The sequence below is a fragment of the Isoptericola sp. NPDC057191 genome (assembly GCF_042670225.1).
Taxonomy (GTDB): Bacteria; Actinomycetota; Actinomycetes; order Actinomycetales; family Cellulomonadaceae; genus Isoptericola.
Map to the genome: position 1 here is coordinate 1 of NZ_JBHUWC010000060.1, position 20,389 is coordinate 20,389.

18 protein-coding genes are annotated in these 20,389 nt (G+C 73.2%); 6 read left to right on the forward strand and 12 right to left on the reverse strand.

Going from position 1 to position 20,389, the window contains the following annotated elements:
- Nucleotides 1-146: 146 nt before the first annotated feature.
- The 3 genes from ACFT55_RS09925 to ACFT55_RS09935 all read right to left on the reverse strand — a co-directional run bounded on the left by ACFT55_RS09925 (nt 147) and on the right by ACFT55_RS09935 (nt 3,489).
- Nucleotides 147-1,073, reverse strand: a complete 927-nt coding sequence (locus ACFT55_RS09925) for a sugar phosphate isomerase/epimerase family protein (protein WP_380243655.1) — start codon at nt 1,071-1,073, stop codon at nt 147-149.
- Nucleotides 1,070-2,287 (reverse strand): dihydrodipicolinate synthase family protein, encoded by a 1,218-nt coding sequence (locus ACFT55_RS09930; protein ID WP_380243671.1) that lies wholly within the window; start codon nt 2,285-2,287, stop codon nt 1,070-1,072. Before ACFT55_RS09930 ends, ACFT55_RS09925 begins: the two co-directional genes overlap by 4 nt.
- 65 nt (nt 2,288-2,352) lie before the next feature.
- The gene (locus tag ACFT55_RS09935) at nt 2,353-3,489 is read right to left on the reverse strand and encodes a Gfo/Idh/MocA family protein (RefSeq protein WP_380243672.1); all 1,137 of its coding nucleotides are present in this window, start codon (nt 3,487-3,489) and stop codon (nt 2,353-2,355) included.
- 183 nt (nt 3,490-3,672) lie between these two features.
- On the opposite strand from ACFT55_RS09935, the gene ACFT55_RS09940 reads away from it, so the two are divergent.
- Nucleotides 3,673-4,689 carry a LacI family DNA-binding transcriptional regulator gene (locus ACFT55_RS09940; RefSeq protein WP_380243656.1) on the forward strand — a complete coding sequence of 339 codons (1,017 nt, stop codon included), beginning with the start codon at nt 3,673-3,675 and terminating at the stop codon, nt 4,687-4,689.
- 23 nt (nt 4,690-4,712) lie between these two features.
- Here ACFT55_RS09940 and ACFT55_RS09945 read toward each other — a convergent pair whose 3' ends face one another.
- The 4 genes from ACFT55_RS09945 to ACFT55_RS09960 all read right to left on the reverse strand — a co-directional run bounded on the left by ACFT55_RS09945 (nt 4,713) and on the right by ACFT55_RS09960 (nt 7,452).
- Nucleotides 4,713-5,921 carry a glycosyltransferase gene (locus ACFT55_RS09945; RefSeq protein WP_380243657.1) on the reverse strand — a complete coding sequence of 403 codons (1,209 nt, stop codon included), beginning with the start codon at nt 5,919-5,921 and terminating at the stop codon, nt 4,713-4,715.
- Nucleotides 5,922-6,030: 109 nt separating this feature from the next.
- Nucleotides 6,031-6,453 carry a type II toxin-antitoxin system VapC family toxin gene (locus ACFT55_RS09950; RefSeq protein WP_380243658.1) on the reverse strand — a complete coding sequence of 141 codons (423 nt, stop codon included), beginning with the start codon at nt 6,451-6,453 and terminating at the stop codon, nt 6,031-6,033.
- Nucleotides 6,453-6,683 carry an Arc family DNA-binding protein gene (locus ACFT55_RS09955; RefSeq protein WP_380243659.1) on the reverse strand — a complete coding sequence of 77 codons (231 nt, stop codon included), beginning with the start codon at nt 6,681-6,683 and terminating at the stop codon, nt 6,453-6,455. Before ACFT55_RS09955 ends, ACFT55_RS09950 begins: the two co-directional genes overlap by 1 nt.
- A 382-nt stretch (nt 6,684-7,065) precedes the next feature.
- Nucleotides 7,066-7,452 carry a hypothetical protein gene (locus ACFT55_RS09960; protein ID WP_380243660.1) on the reverse strand — a complete coding sequence of 129 codons (387 nt, stop codon included), beginning with the start codon at nt 7,450-7,452 and terminating at the stop codon, nt 7,066-7,068.
- A gap of 75 nt (nt 7,453-7,527) precedes the next feature.
- On the opposite strand from ACFT55_RS09960, the gene ACFT55_RS09965 reads away from it, so the two are divergent.
- On the forward strand, nt 7,528-8,112 hold the full coding sequence (locus ACFT55_RS09965) for a DUF1697 domain-containing protein (RefSeq protein ID WP_380243661.1): 585 nt from the start codon (nt 7,528-7,530) through the stop codon (nt 8,110-8,112).
- Between the two features lie 54 nt (nt 8,113-8,166).
- Nucleotides 8,167-8,421: a hypothetical protein gene (locus tag ACFT55_RS09970; protein ID WP_380243662.1), complete on the forward strand. Its 255-nt coding sequence runs from the start codon at nt 8,167-8,169 to the stop codon at nt 8,419-8,421.
- Between the two features lie 12 nt (nt 8,422-8,433).
- On the opposite strand, the gene ACFT55_RS09975 is transcribed toward ACFT55_RS09970, so the two are convergent.
- Both ACFT55_RS09975 and ACFT55_RS09980 read right to left on the reverse strand, forming a co-directional pair.
- The gene (locus ACFT55_RS09975; RefSeq protein WP_380243663.1) at nt 8,434-8,808 is read right to left on the reverse strand and encodes a VOC family protein; all 375 of its coding nucleotides are present in this window, start codon (nt 8,806-8,808) and stop codon (nt 8,434-8,436) included.
- Between the two features lie 48 nt (nt 8,809-8,856).
- Complete coding sequence (locus tag ACFT55_RS09980; RefSeq protein WP_380243664.1) at nt 8,857-9,528, reverse strand: uridine kinase; 672 nt, start codon at nt 9,526-9,528, stop codon at nt 8,857-8,859.
- A gap of 198 nt (nt 9,529-9,726) precedes the next feature.
- Here ACFT55_RS09980 and ACFT55_RS09985 point away from each other — a divergent pair, with 198 nt between their 5' ends.
- Complete coding sequence (locus tag ACFT55_RS09985) at nt 9,727-10,884, forward strand: endo-1,4-beta-xylanase (protein ID WP_380243665.1); 1,158 nt, start codon at nt 9,727-9,729, stop codon at nt 10,882-10,884.
- Nucleotides 10,885-10,889: 5 nt separating this feature from the next.
- Here ACFT55_RS09985 and ACFT55_RS09990 read toward each other — a convergent pair whose 3' ends face one another.
- From ACFT55_RS09990 to ACFT55_RS10000, 3 genes are read right to left on the reverse strand one after another with little or no spacing between them, the layout of a single operon-like run.
- Nucleotides 10,890-11,675, reverse strand: coding sequence for a lactate utilization protein C (locus ACFT55_RS09990; RefSeq protein ID WP_380243666.1), 786 nt, complete (start codon nt 11,673-11,675; stop codon nt 10,890-10,892).
- Nucleotides 11,672-13,216 carry a LutB/LldF family L-lactate oxidation iron-sulfur protein gene (locus ACFT55_RS09995; RefSeq protein ID WP_380243667.1) on the reverse strand — a complete coding sequence of 515 codons (1,545 nt, stop codon included), beginning with the start codon at nt 13,214-13,216 and terminating at the stop codon, nt 11,672-11,674. The genes ACFT55_RS09990 and ACFT55_RS09995 overlap by 4 nt, the downstream gene beginning before the upstream one ends.
- Nucleotides 13,213-14,037, reverse strand: a complete 825-nt coding sequence (locus ACFT55_RS10000; protein WP_380243668.1) for a (Fe-S)-binding protein — start codon at nt 14,035-14,037, stop codon at nt 13,213-13,215. Before ACFT55_RS10000 ends, ACFT55_RS09995 begins: the two co-directional genes overlap by 4 nt.
- A gap of 165 nt (nt 14,038-14,202) precedes the next feature.
- Between ACFT55_RS10000 and ACFT55_RS10005 the strand changes: the two genes are divergently transcribed.
- Both ACFT55_RS10005 and ACFT55_RS10010 read left to right on the forward strand, forming a co-directional pair.
- Nucleotides 14,203-14,907, forward strand: a complete 705-nt coding sequence (locus ACFT55_RS10005) for a FadR/GntR family transcriptional regulator (RefSeq protein WP_380243669.1) — start codon at nt 14,203-14,205, stop codon at nt 14,905-14,907.
- Nucleotides 14,908-15,354: 447 nt separating this feature from the next.
- Nucleotides 15,355-20,361 carry a fibronectin type III domain-containing protein gene (locus tag ACFT55_RS10010; protein WP_380243670.1) on the forward strand — a complete coding sequence of 1,669 codons (5,007 nt, stop codon included), beginning with the start codon at nt 15,355-15,357 and terminating at the stop codon, nt 20,359-20,361.
- Nucleotides 20,362-20,389: the final 28 nt, after the last annotated feature.

The window sequence follows — 20,389 nt, forward strand, 5'->3', positions numbered from 1 at the left end:
CCCGTACAACGGGCGTGCGGGCATCGAGGCCTATCTGGAGCGCGGGTACGTCCCCAGCGGGCTGGAGCTGGGGAAGGACTGTCCGGACAAGGGCGGTGACAACGACTGCGCGCACCCGGCGTCGGCGACCGGCCCGCACCGGGGTGTCAGGGCCCGGTGTGCTCCGGCTCGTTCTCGGGCGAGCCCTCCAGGTACGGCTGCACGTGCCGCGCGTACCGCTCGCCGACGGTGCGCGCCGTGGCGTGCGGGTGGTCGGCCCAGATCTGCTCGTTGAAGATCTCGGTCTCGACGTCGCCGGTGTAGCCCGCCTCGGCCACCCAGCGCGAGATCGTCGGGAAGTCGACGTACCCGTCGCCCACGTGGCCGCGCGAGTTGAGCGGGTCGGCGGCGAGCGGCAGGTTCCAGTCGCACACCTGGTAGCCCGCGATGCGGCCCTCGGCCCCGGCCCGCGCGATCGACGAGCGCAGCTGCGGGTCCCACCACACGTGGTAGGTGTCGACGACCACGCCCACGGTCTGGGGCGCGAACGGCGCCGCCAGGTCGAGCGCCTGCCCCAGCGTGGAGATCACCGCGCGGTCGGCGGCAAACATCGGGTGCAGCGCCTCGAGCACGATGCGCACGTCGTGCTCGGCCGCGAACGGCGCCAGCTCGGCGATGCGGTCGGCGACGCGGGCGCGGGCGGCGACGACGTCGCGGTCGCCCGGCCCGGCGTCGCGCCGGGGGCCCTGGCCGGGCGTGCTGAGGGCAGGCAGGCCGCCCACGACGAACACCAGCTCGCGCGTCCCGACCCCCGCCGCCTCCTCGATGGCGCGCCTGTTGTCGTCCAGCGCGGCGGCGATGCCCGCGTCGTCGGCGGCGGTGAGGAAGCCGCCGCGGCACAGGGACGAGACCCGCAGGCCGGCGTCCGTGACGATCCGCGCGGCCTTGTCCGCGCCGTGCTCCTGCACCTGGTGGCGCCACAGGCCCACGGCACCGAGGCCTGCAGCCGCCGCGGCGTCGACCGCCTCGGCGAGGGTGGCGTGCTTGACCGTCGCGGTGTTGAGGGAGCAGCGGCTCAGGTCGGCGGCGCTCATGCCGTCACCCCGTGCGTGGTCAGGAGGGCGTCGAGGCGGCGGGCGGCCAGCGCCGGGTCGAGCAGCAGGCCGCACCCGTCGGCGAGGCGGGCCAGCTCGACCAGGTGCGCGAGCGACCGGCCGGACTGCAGGCCGCCGACCAGCTGGAAGCCGGGCTGGAACCCGTTCAGCCAGGACAGGAAGGCCACGCCCGTCTTGTAGTAGTAGGTCGGCGCGGCGAAGATGTGCCGCCCCAGCTTCTCCGTCGACGCGAGGATCGCGTGCCCGCGGGCCGCGCCGTCGGGGTCGCCCGCCGCGCCGGCGTCGAACGCCTGCAGCGCCGTGGACGCCGCCGGGTAGATCGCCGCGAAGATGCCGAGCAGGGCGTCGGAGTGGCCCTGCTCGTCGCCCGCGATCAGCTCGGGGTAGTTGAAGTCGTCGCCGGTGTAGAGCCGGACGGGCGAGCCGTCGAGCGCGGCGAGCGCACGACGCAGCCCGATCTCGTGGCCGGCGTCGAGCAGTGAGACCTTGACGCCGTCGACCTTGTCCTGGTGCGCCGTGATGACGTCGAGGAAGGTGGCCGTGGCCGAGGCGATGTCGTCGGACCCCCAGTAGCCCGCGAGGGCCGGGTCGAACATCGTGCCCAGCCAGTGCAGGACGACGGGCCGGTCCGCCTCGGCGAGGACGGCGTCGTAGACGCGGGCGTAGTCCTCGGGGGAGCGGGCCGCCCGTGCCAGGGCGCGGGAGGCCATGACGATCACTTGCGCGCCGGCGTCCTGCACGACGTGCACCTGCTCGCGGTACGCGTCGACGACGGCGGCGAGCGCGGCAGGGTCGCCGGGCTCCCACGTCGCGACCTGGGCGGGGTCGAGCTGGTCGGTGCCCGCGCCGCAGGCGATGCGCGCCCCGACGGAGGCCGCCTCCGCGGAGGACCGGCGCACGAGCTCCTGCGTGGCCGCCCAGTCGAGGCCCATGCCGCGCTGCGCGGTGTCCATGGCGTCGGCGACGCCCAGGCCGTGCTCCCAGATGCGGTGGCGGTACGCGAGCGTCGCGTCCCAGTCGACGACGGCGGGCGCGCCGGGCACGTTCTCCGCGCCGACCTGGGGCACGACGTGCGCGGCGGCGAACGCGACGCGCGAGGTGATCGGCCCGGTGGGCGTGGTCCACGGACCGGGCGCGTGCAGCTCGCGCACCTCGGTGCCGGTGGCGCGCCCGGAGGCGTCGAACCGGGGCAGGCGCACGGTGACGCCGCTGGTCGCCAGCTCGGGCGCCGGCGCGGGTCGGAGGGCGGGCGTCGTCGTCACAGCGTGATCTCCGGGACGTCGAGGCGGCGACCCTCGGCCGAGGAGCGTAGCCCCAGCTCGGCGAGCTGCACGCCGCGCGCGGCCGACAGCAGGTCGAAGCGGTGCGGGCGCCCGGCGACGACGTCGCGCAGGAACTCCTCCCACTGCAGCTTGAAGCCGTTGTCGAGGTCGGCGTTGGCGGGCACCTCGAGCCACTGGTCGCGGAACGGCTCCGTGACGGGCAGGTCCGGGTTCCACACCGGCTTCGGGGTGTGCGCCCGCTGCTGCGCGACGCACTTGCGCAGGCCCGCGACGGCGGAGCCGTGCGTCCCGTCCACCTGGAACTCCACGAGCTCGTCGCGGTACACGCGCACGGCCCACGAGGAGTTGATCTGCGCGACGACGGGGTCGCCGCCCGGCGTCTCGATCTCGAAGATGCCGTAGGCGGCGTCGTCGGCGGTGGCGGCGTACTCGCGGCCCTGCTCGTCCCAGCGGGTGGGGATGTGCGTGGTGGTCTGGGCGTTGACGGTCCGGACCGCGCCGAGGATGCCCTCGAGGACGTAGTTCCAGTGGCAGAACATGTCCGTGGTCATGCCGCCGCCGTCCTCCTTGCGGTAGTTCCACGACGGGCGCTGGGCGGCCTGGTGCTCGCCCTCGAACACCCAGTAGCCGAACTCGCCGCGCAGCGACAGGATGCGGCCGAAGAAGCCCTCGTCGACGAGCCGGCGCAGCTTGACCAGGCCCGGCAGGTACAGCTTGTCGTGCACGACGCCGGCGGTGACGCCGGTCTCCTCGCGCAGGCGGGCGAGCTCGACGGCCTCCGCGAGCGTCTCGGCGGTCGGCTTCTCGGTGTAGACGTGCTTGCCGGCCTGCATCGCCTTGGTGAGGGTCTTGGCGCGCAGCGAGGTCATGGACGCGTCGAAGACGATGTCCGTGGCGGGGTCCGCGATGATCCCGTCGAGGTCGGTGGTGTACTGCTCGACGCCGTGCAGCGCGGCCAGCTCGGCGAGCCTGGACTCGTTGCGTCCCACGAGGACGGGCTCCACCTGGACGCGCGAGCCGTCGGGCAGCTCGACGCCGCCCTGCTCGCGGATCGGCAGGATGGAGCGCACGAGGTGCTGGCGGTAGCCCATGCGGCCCGTGACGCCGTTCATCGCGATGCGCAGGGTGCGCGTGGGTGTGCTCACTCAGGACTCCTTCGTCGTCGGCGCGGGCGGCGCCGGGGCGGTTGCACGGACCCGATGCCGAGCGGCAGGGGAATGCGCTTTCCCGATCACGGTAAGGTGTGTGCGGCGAGCGCGTCAAGGCGTCTCGCCCCGACAGAGCAGGAGGACCACGTGGCACGAGCGAGGCTGCAGGACGTCGCGGACCGCGCGGGGGTCTCCCTCGCCACGGCGTCGCGGGTGCTCAACGGGTCGGCGCGACAGCCCGGCGCGGAGCTGGTCGCCCGGGTCCGGGCGGCGGCGGCCGAGCTGGGCTATGTGGTGAACGCCCAGGCCCAGGCGCTGGCGCGCGCCCGGTCAGGGCTCCTCGGCCTCGTGGTGCAGGACATCTCGGACCCCTACTTCTCCTCCATCGCCGCGGGCGCGCAGGCGGCGGCGCGCGAGAGCGGACGCCTCGTCCTGCTCGCCTCGACCGGGCGGGACCCCGAGGCCGAGCGGGAGGCGGTCGCCGCGTTCGCGGCGCACCGCGTGGACGCCGTGGTCGTCGCCGGCACGCGGTGGACGCCCGACGAGGACGCGGCCCTCGCCGCCGAGCTCGACGCGTTCGTCACCGCCGGCGGGCGGTCCGTCATCGTCGGCCAGCCCGTGGGCGACGGGTCCGTGGTGCGGCCGCCGAACGCGGCCGGCGCGCGCGCCCTCGCGGAGGCGCTGCTCGCCCAGGGGCAGCGGCGCTTCGTGGTGCTCGGCGGCCCGGCCCGGGTCGTGACGTCGCGCGAGCGCACGGACGCGTTCACCGCGGCGGCGCGCGCCGGGGGTGGCACGGTCGGGGAGGTCCTCACCGCGGAGTTCTCCCGCGACGGCGGCTACGCGGCCGGCGACGACGTCGCCGAGCTCGTCCGCGACGACGCGTCCGGCGGCGAGCCGCTGTGCGTCTTCGCCGTCACCGACGTGATGGCGATCGGCCTGATCGCCCGCCTGCGCGAGCTCGGCGTCGAGGTGCCGCGCGACGTGCGCGTCGCCGGGTTCGACGACGTCCCCACGCTGCGCGACCACGCGCCCGCCCTGTCGACCGTCCGCATCCCGCTCGAGGAGATGGGCAGCCTCGCCGTGCGCGCCGCCGTCGGCGAGGCCGCGCCCGGAGCCGTCACCGAGGTCGACTTCGAGGTGCGGCTGCGCGACTCGACGCGCTGACACCGGGCCGGGTCGGGGCGGCGTCAGCCGCGGGCGAGCGTCAGCCCCAGCCCGCGGTGGGCGCGCTCGACCGTGGCCGCGTACGACGACAGCATCCGCACGTGGCTGAACCGGGGCCGCGCCCCGACGAGCGCCGCCGCGAGGCTGTCGCGACGGGCGGCGGCCTCGACCCAGGCCGCCGCGATCTCTGCCGGGTCGAAGCCGGTCACCAGACCGATGCCGTCCACGATCCGCGCGCTGTCGCCGACCGGCGTCGTCACGGGCACCGCGCCGCACATCGCACCCTCGATGAGGCACAGCGGGGCGGCCTCGCCGAACGCCGACGTGAGCGCCACGACGTCCGACGCAGCCAGCACCTGCTCCAAGTCGTGCCGCACGCCCAGCAGGTGCACGCGGCCGAGCAGGTCGGGCCGGTCGGCGAACGCGAGCGCCAGGTCGGCCGTCAGCTCCGGGTTGGTCGGGCTCATGCCCGCCCCGCACATCACGACGTGCGCGTCGTCGTCGCGCCCGAGCAGCTCGCGCGCCGCCGCCACGAACAGTCGCGGGTTCTTCATCGCGTCGTAGCGCGCCGCGTACGTCACGACCATGCCGTCGACCGGGAGGCGGTGCGCCCCGCGCAAAGCGAGGCGGCGGGCCGCGGGCACGGGGCGGAAGCGCGTCAGGTCGACGCCGTTCGGGATCACCCGCAGCAGGTGCGCCGGCACCCCGGCCGCCTCGTACGCGGCGCGCGTCGACTCCGCGCAGCACACGACGGCCGCGAGCCGTCCGTCGTCCGCGGCGGCCAGCAGGTGCCCGAGCCCGGACCCCTGGTTCTGCGGGTCGGACCGGTGCAGGCACGCGACGACGGGTCGGTCGGGGAGCACGTCGGGACGGGAGAACAGGCGCAGCGGCTGCTCCTTGAGGGAGAGCACGACGTCCGTGCCCCGCAGCTCGCGGGCCAGGACCTCGGCCTCTGCGTCCGTGAGGACCTCCGGGTCGTGCGGCACCTCGGTGGACCGGCCGAGCGACGCCACCCGCACGCCCGCCGCCGTCAGCCGCCGGTACCGGGGGTCGTCCACCATGCGCTGACGGGCGGACTCGCGCCGCACCTCGGCGTGGATGCTGAGCACGGCGTGCCGCTGGCGGCCCTGACCGTGCAGGCCGGCCACCACCGACGAGTGCAGCACCCGCGCGCCACCGCTGAAGAATCCCTCGTAGAGGGACAGGACTCGAAGAACTCCGCGCTCGGCCATCTGGACCACCTCCTGCCCTCAGCGTGAGCGGCGATGGTGTGGGGCCGATGACCGGCGTGTGACATTCTCATGACGTCACGGCGCCGTCGCGATGGACATGCCTTGGTCTCTAGTGCCGCGCTTCCCACGGGTCGAGGAGCCGGACGCCCAGGGGTGCGAAATGCTTGACGTTCCGGGTCACCACGACCATGCCGTGTGCCTCGGCGGTCGCGGCGATGAGCGCATCGTCGGCGGGAGCGCCCTCCGGGAAGGGGTAGCGCCCGAAGATCCGTGCGGCACGGACGTCGTAGGGCAGGACCCGGTGGGTGGTCGCGAAGGTGGGCAGCACCTGGGCCTCGAACCATTCCCGCAGGATCGCGCCCTGCTTCTGGTCTTCCCGCTCCTTGACCCGGATCCCCTGTTCGATCTCCCCGAGGGTGAACGCCGTCGTGAACTGGTCGACTAGCGGGACGCTCCTGACCCATGCCTCCACCGCCGGAGCCCTGCCAGGCACCCGCAAGGCGGAGATGACGTTCGTGTCCAGCACGTACATCAGAAGTCGACCTCGCGAACGCCGACTCGGGTGGCAGGCGGGTCCCAGTCAAAGTCGGCCTCCGGACGTCGGTCGGCGAGAAGCTCGACGAGGCTCGCGGGCTGCTCGGAGAGGGCGGCGCTGAGGATCGCGCGTGCCTCCGCCTCGACCGATCGATGGTTGCGCTCGGCGCGCGCCCGCAGGCTGGCCTTGGTGCCGTCGGGAAGGCTTCGGATCAACACCTGTTCCATCGAGCGTCCTCCTCTAGTGATATCGCCTCTATGATAGCAGCGATTCTGTGGCATGCCAGGGCGGGACCGTACGCACCGCTGGCCACGTGGTTCCGTTTGCTCTTCCTGATCGTGGTCATCGGGTCCGTTGTCGCCCTGGCAGTGCGTGGTAGGCGTCGATGGCGAGGCCGCCGTGCGTGGGCTGCCGGTGTATTGACCGTCGCATGTCTGCTTCCGGCGGTGACGCTCGGGGCCATCGCGGAGCAACAGATGCCTGTCGTCGAGCGCGATCTTGCGACTCAACCCGTGTGCACACAGCTCAACGGCAGCGAACATGCCACCTTGTATGTCGATCCGGCGCACAGCGCCTCCTTGAGGGCTGATGGCTTCGGGTCGCTGGCCGCTACCGGTTGCTCAGCGATGTCGTTCCCGGTCTCTGGTCGACTGGGAGGTTGATGAGTGCCTGGCCACGTTCCAGGTCTACCGAGACCCCCAGGTCTGTCCCGGGTGCCTGCGTGATCTCCAGGCGCTTGTACTCGAGGTCCTCGCGAGTATGGGTGCGTGAGGGTTGGAAGACCTCGATGAGTTCACCGAGTGCAACGGCGCCGCCGCTGGGCCCCTGTGGGGGCCGCGGGGTGCGGGGACGTAGCGAGGCGATGAGGCCGCCGACGCCGGCGAGAGCGATCCCGCCCACGATGAACAGCGCGAGTATGAGGAGGTCGCCGAACGCATGGGTTGCGTCGAGGTCGGCGTGCGAAATCTGCAAGGCCCCAAAGTCCTGCTCCACCATTTTCGCCCGTCTCTCACCAACCTGAAGCGTGGAGCGCGCCGGGGGCCTGTCGGAGGCCGGTGGCACGGTGGGCTCATGGCCACCGAGCCGGCGTCGCCCACGTCCGTCGCGCTGCTGCGCGGCCTCAACGTGGGCGGCCACCACCAGGTCGCGATGCCGGACCTCGTCGCCTGCCTCGAGGGCGCCGGCCTCGGCGTCGTGCGCACCGTGCAGGGCAGCGGCAACGTCCTGCTCGCCGCGCACCCGGCGAGCGGGCCGGAGCTGGAGGCGACGATCGAGGCGGCGCTCGCGGACCGGTTCGGCTTCGCCGTCCCCACGCTGGTCCGCTCGCGCGACGAGCTCTCGGCCACCGTCGAGGCCGCGCCGCCCGACCATGGCTCCGACACCCTGCGCAGCGACGTCTACTTCCTCAAGGCGCCGCTCACCGCGCGAGAGGTGCTGGACGTGATGCCCGAGCTGCGCGACGGCGTCGACGCCGTCGCGCCCGGGCCGGGCGCCGTCTACTTCTCCCGTGTCGCCGCGCAGGCGCGACGGACGCGGATCCAGCGACTCATGGCCCTCCCCGTCTTCCAGCAGATGACCGTGCGGACCTGGCGCACCACCACCCGGCTCCTGGAGCTGCTCGACGAACCCCTACCGTTGCCGCGCCGCGACCCCTAGGGTCACGGCAGCGGCGCGGTCGGCGTGCCGACGGACCGGCAGGAAGAGGACGACGTGGCGCAGGAGACCAGCGGCGGGCACGCCGTGCTCGACCAGGGTGCGCTCGCCGCGCACAGCGGCCTGACGCCGTCGTACGCCGCGGCGCTGGCGATCTGCGGGATCGCGGTGCTGTACTTCCCGCCGCTCGCGCTGGTCGGCGCCGTCGGGACGGGCGTCGCAGGCCGGCGCCGGCCTTGGGTCGTCGCGGCCGCCGTCGTCGTCGTCGCGTGGGCGCTGCTGCGCTGGGCCGCCCTGGTCTTCCTCCGCTGACGCCCCGGGCCGTCAGTCGATGCAGAACTCGTTGCCCTCGACGTCCTGCATCGTGATGCAGGACTCCTCCTCGCCGTCGGCGTACTGCGTGTACAGGTAGACCGCGCCGAGCGGCTCCAGGCGCGCCTGCTCGGCGCGCAGGGCGGCGAGGCGCTCGTCGCCGACCAGGCCCGTGCCCACCCGCACGTCCAGGTGCACGCGGTTCTTCACGACCTTGCCCTCGGGCACGCGCTGGAAGTACAGCCGCGGGCCTACGCCCGTGGGGTCGACGGCGGCGCACGTCACGCCGGCGGGCAGCTCGTACCCCAGCACCTCGCACCAGAAGCGGGCGACGCGCTCCGGGTCCGCGCAGTCGAACGTGACCTGGAACTGCTTGACGGGCGACATCGCCCCACCGTAGCGCCGCGGACGTCGTCGGGCCGAGGCTGCTCCGAGCTATGCCGCGAGGAGGGCGCGGATGTCCCGCTCCGCCTGCGCGGGCGACACGGCGCGGCAGCCGAGCCTCACCCAGCGGCGCACGAGCGCGGGCTCGGCGCGCAGCAGTCCCCAGCCACGGCGCACCAGGGTCGGCACCGGCTTGCGGGCCTCCGCGACGTCGCGCAGGAAGCGGAACCAGAACGTCATCAGGCGCGGCCGGGCGAGGCAGATCGCGTCGGCGAGGATGCCCTCGCTCCGGCAGGCCGCGACCAGCTCGGCGGCGAAGATGCCCTCCGCCACGACGACCGGCGCCTCCGCCGTCTCCAGGACGGTCGTGCCCGTGCGGCGGGACGTCGGGATGTCGTAGACGGGCACCTCGGCGCGGCCCGTCGCGACGACGTCGCGCAGCGCGTCGAGGGCCGCCTCGCGGTCCCAGCTGGCCGGGTCGTCCCAGTCGACGATGCCGAACCGCATCGGCATGCCGGGGTGGTCGAGGTCGCGGTAGAAGTCGTCCAGGTTGACCACCGGCAGGCCGAGCCGGCGGGTGAGCGCCGTCTTGCCCGAGCCCGACGGCCCCGTGAGGAGCACGATCCGGCGGACAGGCCGACGTGCGCCCTCCGGCACGTCGAAGAGGGCGTCGGACGGAGGCTCGGGCGTCGGGCCGTCGGCCCGCGGCGCGCTGTCGGTCACGGGAAACCATTGTGCGGCCTCGGCGGCAGCCGCACGATCCCGGCGCGTGCGGACGTGGGGGAGGGGTGACGCCCGAAACGTCCTCGCGAGGCCGGCTCCGCCTCTTGCGAAAACGTTATCGACATCGTTATCTTGCAGCGTCGGACCTGTCCGACGTCTGACCCGAGCCAGAGAAGTCTCGATCGGAGAGGAACAACGATGTCCCATTCCCCCCACCGCAGGTGCGCCGCCGCCGTCGTGGCGTCGGCCGTCACCGTCCTGGCCCTGGCCGCCCCGGCGGCGCAGGCCGCGCGGCCCGAACCCACGCTGCGCTCCGCTGCGCCGCACGACCTCGAGATCGGCAGCGCCGTCTGGGGCCAGCGGGAGCTGCTCGACTACGACCGCAAGCACCCGAGCACCTTCCAGCAGATCCTCGGCGACGAGTTCGGCTCGGTCACCCCCGAGAACGACATGAAGTGGGCCGAGATCCATCCCGAGCCGGGCGTCTACGACTTCTCCGGCGCGGACGCCGTCGTCGCCTTCGCACGGGCCCACGGCCAGGAGGTCCGCGGGCACACGCTGCTGTGGCACAGCCAGAACCCGGAGTGGGTCACCGAGGCGAGCAAGAGCTGGACCTGTGACGAGGCGCGCGACGTCCTCGAGGACCACGTGCGCACCGTCGTCGGCCGCTACGCGGGCGAGATCTACGAGTGGGACGTGATCAACGAGGTCATGCAGGACGACTGGGACGCCGGCGGCGTGCGGCTGCGCACCGAGGCGAACCCGTTCCTCAAGGCCTGTGCGCAGGACCCCGTGGGCCTGATCGGTGACGTCTTCCGGTGGGCGCACGAGGCCGACCCCGAGGCGCTGCTCTTCATGAACGACTACAACGCGGAGGGGATCAACACCAAGACCGACGCGTACTACGAGCTGGCGAAGGAGCTGCTCGCCGACGGGGCTCCGCTGCAGGGCTTCGGTGCGCAGAGCCACCTGAGCCTCCAGTACGGCTTCGACGACTCGATGCGGGCCAACTTCGAACGGTTCGCCGACCTCGGGCTGAAGGTGGCCGTCACCGAGGCCGACGTCCGCATGCCCCTCGGCGACGACGGCGAGCCGACCGCCGAGCAGGTCGCGCTCCAGACGGACCGGTACGACCGGCTGCTCCAGGCATGCCTCGACGTCGCCGCCTGCACCAGCTTCACGGTCTGGGGCTTCGACGACGGGCGGTCGTGGGTGCCCGGCGTCTTCCCGGAGGGCTACGCCACGATCATGACCGAGGACTTCGCGAAGAAGCCGGCGTACCAGGCGCTGCTCTCGGGCCTCACCGACGCCACGCCGGGGACCTCGCCGCGCACCCCGCCGGGCCGGAACGGCTGAGCGGATCAGTCCAGCAGGAGGACGTGCAGGGTCCGCGGGCCGTGCACGGCCTCCACGCGGTCCAGCTCGATGTCCGACGTCGCGGACGGGCCGGAGATCCACGTCAGGGGGCGGTCCGGGTGCTCGCCGAGCAGCCGGACCGCCTCCGGCACCGTCTGCACGGCCTGGTCGGCCCGCACGACGCACAGGTGCACGTCGGGCACCAGCGAGATCGCGCGCCGGCCCTGGTCGGGCTCGCCGTCGAGCACGATCGTGCCCGTCTCGGAGACGGCGACCCGGGCGGAGGTGACGACGGCGGCCACGGCGTCGAGGTCCGTCGGGGCGAGCGGCTGCTCGCGCGAGTCGCGCACGACCTGGACGTCCGCGGGCAGCGCCGCCAGCCATGCGTCGTCGAGCCCGCTCGGCGCCACGACCCGCAGCGAGCTGTCAGAACCACGTGGCGCTCCACCCTCACCTAGTCCTGACAGCTCAGGGCCCGGAGAGTTGTCAGAACCAGGAGCGGCCATACCGTCACGTGGTTCTGACAGCTCGGCGACGAGGGTGGCGATCGTGGTGGGCAGGTCGGCGGCGGAGACCCGGTGCACGTGCGCCTTGTAGTCCACCAGCCGGTCGACGAGCTGCTCCAGCACCTCGGGCGAGCCGGCGTCGTGCTCCCCGGCGGCGCGGTAGGCGCGCGGCACCGGCTCGGGGCGAGGCGGGGTCCCGACCTTGCCCGACGGCGTCGTGCCCGACCCGCTCTGCCCGAGCGCCGCCCGCACTCGCGCCAGGACCTCGGTGCGTGCCTCGCTCATCGCGAGCCCTCCTCGTTCTCGTGCTCGGCCTGCCACCACTGCCGGAACGTCTGCCGCGGCGGGGCAGGCAGGTCGCGCGACCGGGTCCACCCGGACGCCGGCGGCGGCGCCACGGAGAGGGCGTGGTCGCGGCCACCCAGCCCGGAGCCCAGCGTCGCGGCACGCCCCGCGAGCGCGAACCGGTCGCCGTCGGCCATCACCCACGACGCGGCCTTCATGGCCGTGCGCCACGGGTCGACGCCGCGCGACGACCGGTCGGCGTCCACCTCCCGGGCGCGCAGGTCCACCAGGATCGACGGGATGTCGATCTTCACCGGGCACACCTCGTAGCAGGCTCCGCACAGGGACGACGCGTACGGCAGCGAAGCGTTCGGGTCGTGGTGCCCGGACACGCCGCCCGACGAGGCGGTGAGCTGCGGGGTGAGGATGGCGCCGATCGGGCCCGGGTAGACGGAGCCGTAGGCGTGGCCGCCCACCCGCTCGTAGACGGGGCACACGTTCAGGCAGGCGGAGCAGCGGATGCAGTGCAGCGCGGACCGCCCCACCTCGTCGGCGAGGACGTCGGTGCGGCCGTTGTCGAGCAGCACCAGGTGGAACTCCTGGGGGCCGTCGCCCGGCGTCACGCCCGTCCACAGGGACGTGTATGGGTTCATCCGCTCGCCGGTCGAGGAGCGGGGGAGCAGCTGGAGGAACACCTCGAGGTCGTCGAAGGTGGGCACCAGCTTCTCGATGCCCATGACCGTCACCAGCGTGTCGGGCAGCGTGAGGCACATGCGCCCGTTGCCCTCGGACTCCACGACGGCGAGCGTGCCGGTGTCCGCGACGGCGAAGTTCGCACCGCTCACCGCGACCTTCGCCGACAGGAACTTGCGGCGCAGGTGCGCGCGGGCGGCCATCGCGAGCTCGCGCGGCACGTCCGACAGGTCGGGCGGGGCGTCGCCCATGCGGGCGAGGAAGATGTCGCGGATCTCGGACCGGTTGCGGTGGATCGCGGGCACCAGGATGTGCGAGGGCATGTCGTCGGCGAGCTGCACGATGAGCTCGGCCAGGTCCGTCTCGATCGCGGCGATGCCGTCGGCGGCGAGCGCCTCGTTGAGGCCGATCTCCTGGGTGGCCATCGACTTGACCTTGACCACCTCGTCGGCGCCCTTGGACCGTGCGATGTCGGCGACGATCCGGTTCGCCTCGGCCGCGTCGCGCGCCCAGTGCACGACGCCGCCGCGTGCGGTCACGTTCTCCTCGAGCGTGGCCAGCAGGTCGGGCAGCTGCGCCATGACCTGCTGCTTGAGCGCGGAGCCGGCGTCGCGCAGCGCCTCCCAGTCCGGCACCTCGTCGACGACGGCGGCACGCTTGGCGCGGATCACCTGGGTCGCGTGGCCCAGGTTGCGGCGCAGCTGGTCGTTCGCCAGCGTCTGCTTCGCTGCGGCGGGGAAGTCCTGACCCCAGCGCAGCGGCTCCTGCGGGTGCGGGACGGGGCCGAACGGCTCGTCCGTGGTGGTGGCGGGTCGCGGCCGGGGAAGGCCGAGGAACGTCTGGCTCATCGCGCCACCCCCGAGTCCGTGCGCGCGGCATCCCGGCCGGGCCGGGTGAACGTCGTCTCCGGCAACGGCGTCGGCTCCTCGCGGGTGGAGGCGAGCACCTCCGCCAGGTGCAGCGCACGGATCCCGGTGCCCTGGCGGGAGAGGCCGCCGCCGATGTGCATCAGGCACGACATGTCGCCGGCGGTGAGCACCTCGGCGCCGGTGCCGCGCACGTGCGCCGTCTTGTCCTCGAGCATCGCAGCCGACGTGTCCGCGTTCTTCAGCGCGAACGTGCCGCCGAACCCGCAGCACGTGTCGGCCGCGGGCAGCTCCACCAGGTCGATCGCGTCGACGGCGCGCAGCAGCCGCAGCGGCTTGTCGCCCACGTGCAGCATCCGCAGCGAGTGGCAGGTGGGGTGGTAGGTCACGCGGTGCGGGAACCACGCACCGACGTCGGTGAGGCCGAGCACGTCGACCAGCAGCTCGGACAGCTCGTACGTCTTCGCGGACACCGCCTCCGCGGTGGCGGCCAGGTCGTCGAGACCGGCACGTCGGCACACCATCGCCTGCTGGTGACGCACCGACCCGGTGCACGAGCCGGACGGCATGACGACGGCGTCCCACTCGCCGTCCGCCACCGGCGCGAAGGTCTCCACGTGGTTGCGGATCACCGGCACCGCTTCGCGGAAGTAGCCGGTGTTGACGTGCATCTGTCCGCAGCACGCCTGGTCGGTGGGGAACACGACCTCGTGGCCGAGCCGCTCCAGCAGGCGCACCGTCGCGCGCGGGGCTCCGGGGAACAGGGTGTCGGCGAGACAGGTGGCGGCGAGGGCGATGCGCATACGACTCCTCGGTACTCCTTCGGCGCCGCAGCGATGCGGCGGTCGGCTCGGTCCAGCAGGTTCAGGATGGCGCGGGCAGGGCGGCGGCGCACGGAGGTCGGCACCGCGCGGCCACTGTAGCCGATGTGGTCAGACCATTGTCGCCACGGTCGTTACGCTGGGCCCGTGCGCACCCATGAACGAGTCCTCGCCTACCTCGAGGAAGGCATCGCCGCCGGCCGGTGGGGCCTCGGCGAGCGGCTGCCGGGCGAGCGAGCGCTCGCGGAGGACCTCGGCGTCTCCCGGCCGTCGGTGCGCGAGGCGATCCGCGTGCTCGACGCCCTCGGCATCGTGCGCCCCGGCGTCGGCTCCGGCCCGAACGCGGGCGCCGTCGTCATCGACCGCCCCGCCGCGGGCCTGGGTGCGGCGGTCCGGCTGCACGTCGCGACCGGGACCCTGCCCGTGCGGGACGTCGTCGCCACGCGGGTGCTGCTCGAGTCGTGGGCCGTGGCGCAGGCCGCGGAGCGGGTCGTCGACCATGCGCCGGGCACGGCCGCGCACCTGGAGGAGGCGCGTCGGCTGCTCGCACGGATGGAGGACGACGACGTCCCTGCGGCCGAGTTCCTCGAGCTCGACCAGGCGTTCCACCTGGAGTTCGTCCGCATGGCCGGCAACGTCCTCGTCGAGGCGGTCATGACCGGACTGCGCGGCGCGATCGGCGGCTACGTCGCCGTCGGCATCGAGCGGCTGCCGTCGTGGCCGCGCACCGCGGCCCGGCTGCGCACCGAGCACCGGACCGTGCTGGACGCCGTCGCCGCCGGTGACGGCGCGGCAGCCGCCTCCGCCGTCCGCGCCCACATCGAGGGCTTCTCCCGCGAGGCAGGCGTCTGACGCCTCGCCGAGGGAGTCCCGGTCCTGCCGAGGTAGTCCCGGTCCCGCCGAGGTAGTCCCGGTCCCGCCGAGGTAGTTGCGCAGTTGCCGAGGTAGTCAAGGTCGCGCTGAGGTAGTCGCGATCAGGCTCAGTCATCGCGGCTCGAGAACTACCTCGGCATTCCTGGTGCTACCTCGGCGTGCCTGGTGCTACCTCGCCGTGCCTGGTGCTACCTCGGCGTGCCTGGTGCTACCTCGCCGTGCCTGGAACTACCTCGGCACGTCTTGCGCTACCTCGGCGGAGGGGTGCAGGGGTTGTGGCGTCTCCCGGTGGCGGGCATCATGGTGGCGCACTTCTCCTTGAATCCATTCAACCTCGACGCCGACGACGGCGGTCGAGGGCGGCTCGACGACGAGACCCCGAGGTGAGCATTCGTGCCAGAACGATCACGACCACTGCGTCCATCGATGGAAAGCGCTAACCCGAACCCCCGACGACGCGGGGACCTCCCTGCCCGGCGCACGCTCGCCGCGGGGGTCGCGACCGCCGGGCTGATCCTCGCCGGTCTGCCCGCGGTCACGACGGCGGCCGCCGCCGACACCGCGGCCCCGACGTCCGTCCGGGTCGCCCGCGCCGTCGACGGCGCGCTGTCGATGCGCTGGAACGAGGTGGCCGGCGCCACGGGCTACGTGCTGACGCGCAGCGACTCCGTCGACGGCGAGTACACCGAGGTCGCGCGCACCGACGCGCGCACGGTGTACGCCACCGACGACGTGGACACGACGACGGTGCACTACTACCGGGCACAGGCGATCGGCGCCGACGGCACCCTCTCGGCGCCGTCCGCGGCCACGGTGGGCTCGCTCGTCGGGGACGGCGTCGCGGACCCGACCGTCCCCGAGGGCGGCCTCGTCCTGGACTTCGGCCCCGGTGCGGTCTCCGGCGGTGCGACGGCGGTCGACGCCACCACCGCCTACACGGCGAAGCACCGGCTCGGCTTCGTCGACCCGTCCGCCGTCACCGGCACCGACCGGGGCGGCTCCGACGCGCTGCGCTCCGACTTCGTCACCGTGGGCGACACGGAGCTCGTCGTCGACGTGCCGAACGGCGACTACACCGTGGACCTCGTCGCGGGCGACGCCCAGGGCGCCACCGACATCGCGGTCACCGCGGAGCAGATGGCCAAGGTGCAGGCCACGAAGAAGGCTGCGGGCGAGTTCCTCGAGATGAGCTTCGACATCGCCGTCGTCGACGGCCAGCTCAACCTCGAGCTCTCCGGCACCGCGGCGAACCTCGCGGGCCTGACGATCACGCGCCAGGCGCCGCGCGAGGCCGCGAAGCAGCCCACCGCCTACGTCACGGGCGACTCCACCGTGCAGACCTACACCGACGGCTACGCGCCGCAGGCGGGCTGGGGTCAGATGCTGGAGCGGTTCCTGTCCGACGACGTCGCCGTGGACAACCAGGCGATCGGCGGCCGCTCGTCGAAGAACTTCATCAGCCAGGGCCGCCTCGACACGGTGCTGCGCGAGATCCGCCCGGGCGACTACCTGTTCGTCCAGTTCGGCCACAACGACGCGAGCTACGGCGTCGACGACCGGTACGCGGCCCCCGCGGACTACCGCAACTACCTGCGGGCCTACGTCGACGGCGCGAAGCAGCGCGGCGCCACGCCGATCCTCGTCACCCCAGTGTCGCGGCGCAGCTTCGACGCCACGGGGCAGGCGAACGTGTCCTTCCCCGAGTACGTGGAGCAGGTGCGCCAGCTCGCCGAGGAGACGGGGACGCCGCTGGTCGACCTGTCGGCGTCCAGCCGCGCCTACCTCACCGACATCGGCCCGGAGGCGGCGAAGTCCGTCTTCCTGTGGGTGCCCGCGGGCGTGTACGCCGGGCGGCCGAACGGCACGCAGGACGACACCCACTTCCAGACCTACGGCGCCATCCAGATGGCGCGGCTCGTCGCGCAGGACGTCAAGGAGCTCGACGTCCCCCTCGCCGACGACGTCGTCGACGCGGAGCCGCCGGCCGAGGTGCCCGCACGGCCCGCGGGCGTCGTGGCCGGCAGCGTGTCCAGCTCGAGCGCGCGCCTGCGCTGGACCGCCGTCGACGGCGCGGACATCTACAAGGTGCAGGTCAAGCGGGCGGACGCCGCGGACGACGCGTACACGCTGGCGACGACGTCGACCATCGCGCAGGCGGACGTCACGGGCCTCGAGCAGGGCACGGCCTACGACGTGCGGGTGGTCGCCGTGAACGGCAAGGGCGACTCCGAGCCGTCCCAGGCCGTGCGCGCCACGACGAAGGCGCCGGTCTACCGGTTCGACATGCAGCTCGCCGGGAACGTGACCCAGGACGGGTACCTGCCCGTCGACCCGACCACCACGTACACGGCCGCACGCGGCTACGGGTTCACCGGCGCGGTGCCGGGCGGGCGTGACCGCGGCGACAGCTTCGACCCGAAGCCGAGCGCCCTGCTACGCGACTTCCTCCTGCCCGGCAAGAGCACGCCGTTCGCCGTCGACGTCCCGAACGGGACGTACGCGGTCACCGTCCACTGGGGCGACCTGATCGGGACGGCGAAGCTGGGCACCACGCTGGAGGGCAAGGACTACGGCTCGTCCAACGCGGGCAAGGGAAGCCTCTCGACCAAGGTGATCCAGCCGGTGGTCGTCACCGACGGGCGGCTCGACGTCGTCGCGGACGGCTGGCTCAACGGGCTCGAGATCACGCCGCTGCTGTACGCGCCGACGAAGCTCGTGGCCGACGACGTCCAGGTCGACGGCACCGACGTCGCGGTCTCGCTCAGCTGGGAGGCCGCGAAGGACGCGGCCGGGTACCGGGTGTACCGGCAGGCCGAGGGCGCGGACGCGCCCGAGGCGCTCGGCGAGCCGACCGGCGCGTCGTTCGTCGACACGACGGCCGACGTCGGGCTCACCTACACCTACACGGTGGTCGCGCTCGACGCGGCGGGCACCGAGTCCGTGCCGTCGAACGCGGTGGAGCTGGTGACGGTCGACCCGGACGTCGCGAAGGCCGCGGTGCCCACGGGTCTCGCCGTCGGCGACGTGGCGAAGCACTCGGTCGCGCTGAGCTGGGACGAGGTCGACGGAGCGCTCTTCTACCAGGTGTACCGGGCCGCACCCGGGAAGGACCTCACCCTGCTGGCGCGGGCGTCCGAGCCCTCCTACACGGACTCCGACGTCCTCACCACGGTCGGCTACACGTACGCCGTCGCGTCTGTGAACGCGGGCGGCGTGTCCGACCGCTCCGCGACGGTCACCTCTCCGGCGCCGACGAAGCTCGCCCGCCAGGCCGAGCGTCTCGACCGGTCGCCGGTGGCGGTCGCGACGGGCGACGACGGTGCTGACGGCGTGTACGTCGGCTGGCGGGTGCTGGGCGACGACCCGGACGACGTGGCGTTCCACGTCTACCGGGACGGCACGCGGATCACGGACCAGCCGCTGACCGGCGCGAGCAACCTCGTGGACCCGGACGGCACGGCAGGCTCGACCTACCGGGTCGCCACGGTGCGCGACGGCATCGAGCGCTGGGCCACGCCGGAGTTCTCCGTGTGGGACGACCAGACGCTCGACGTCCCGCTGGACAAGCCGGCCGACGCGTACACCAAGGACGGTCAGCCGTACTCCTACCGCGCCAACGACGTCTCCGTGGGGGACGTGGACGGCGACGGCCGGTACGAGCTCGTCGTGAAGTGGGACCCGACCAACTCGCAGGACAACTCGAAGGGCGGGTACACGGGCAACGTCTACCTCGACGCCTACGAGCTGGACGGCACGAAGCTGTGGCGCATCGACCTCGGCAAGAACATCCGGGCCGGTGCGCACTACACGCAGTTCCAGGTGTTCGACTACGACGGCGACGGCCGCGCCGAGGTCATGACCAGGACCGCCGACGGCACCGTGGACGGGGCGGGCGTGACGATCGGCGACGCGCGCGCCGACTACCGCAACTCCTCGGGGTACGTGCTCGACGGCCCGGAGTTCCTCACCGTCTTCGACGGCGAGACGGGTGCCGCCGTCGACACGGTCGACTACGCGCCCGCGCGCGGCGACGTCAGCTCGTGGGGTGACGGGTACGGCAACCGGGTCGACCGGTTCCTCGCGGCGACCGCGTACCTCGACGGCGAGCACCCGAGCGCGGTCTTCGCCCGCGGCTACTACACGCGCGCCGTGCTCGTCGCGTACGACTTCGACGGCTCGAAGCTCTCGAAGCGGTGGGTGTTCGACTCCGACGAGCAGGGCGACCAGTACCGCGGGCAGGGGAACCACAACCTCACCGCGGCCGACGTCGACGGCGACCAGAAGGACGAGATCGTCTACGGCTCCATGACGATCGACGACGACGGCGAGGCGCTCTACAACACCGGGCTCGGGCACGGGGACGCGCTGCACGTCTCCGACTTCGACCCGTCCCGGCCCGGCCTCGAGGTCTTCGCGGCCCACGAGGACATGGGGAAGTCGGGCAACACCGGGGCGACGTTCCGGGACGCCGCCACCGGCGAGGTCCTGTGGTCCATCCCGGCCACGAAGGACACCGGCCGTGCCGCGATGGGCGACATCGACCCGCGGTATGACGGCGCGGAGGGCTGGGCCGTCGGCGGGGACGCCGCGTGGAACTCGCGCACCGGCCAGCTGCGCTCGGCCTCGGGCGAGCTGATCTCCTCGACGATCCCGGCGGCCAACTTCCTCACGCTCTGGGACGGTGACCTCCTGGCCGAGATCACCGACCACGACTGGGACGAGGCGACCCGCACCGGCGTGCCGACCATCTCCAAGTGGGACTACGAGAACGCCAAGGAGGTGGAGCTCTACCGGGCCTCCGGGACCCTGTCGAACAACGACACGAAGGGCAACCCGGCGCTGCAGGCCGACCTGTTCGGTGACTGGCGCGAGGAGATCGTGACCCGGACCGCCGACTCGACGGCGCTGCGGATCGCCACCACGACGATCCCGACCGAGCACCGGCTGCGGACCCTGATGTCCGACTCGCAGTACCGGCAGTCGGTCGCCTGGCAGAACACCGCCTACAACCAGCCCCCGCACACGTCGTACTTCCTCGGCGAGGGGATGGACACGCCGGCGGCGCCGCGCCTGGCCTTCACGACCGACGCCCCCGCCGCCGAGCGGGTGCCCGGTCCGGCCACGGCCGAGCCCGGCACGCCCACGGTGACGATCGACGCGTCGCAGCGCGTCGCGCTGCTGCGGGGGGCCGGCACGGCGACGTTCCACGTCAGCCTGGGCCGGGGTCAGAACGGTGAGAGCGTCACCCTGCTGCAGGACGGCGACGTCGTCGCCGAGCAGGAGCTCGTCGACGCGACGCCCGCACGTCAGCGGGCCGACCTCACGGTGGAGGGCATCACCGCCGGCAAGCACCGGTACGTGGCCGTCCTCACCAACCGGTTCGGCGAGACGCGGAGCCAGCCCCTCACGCTGGTCGCGCGCGACCGGCGCTGACGCGCGCCGGCCACCCGCCCGTCCCGTG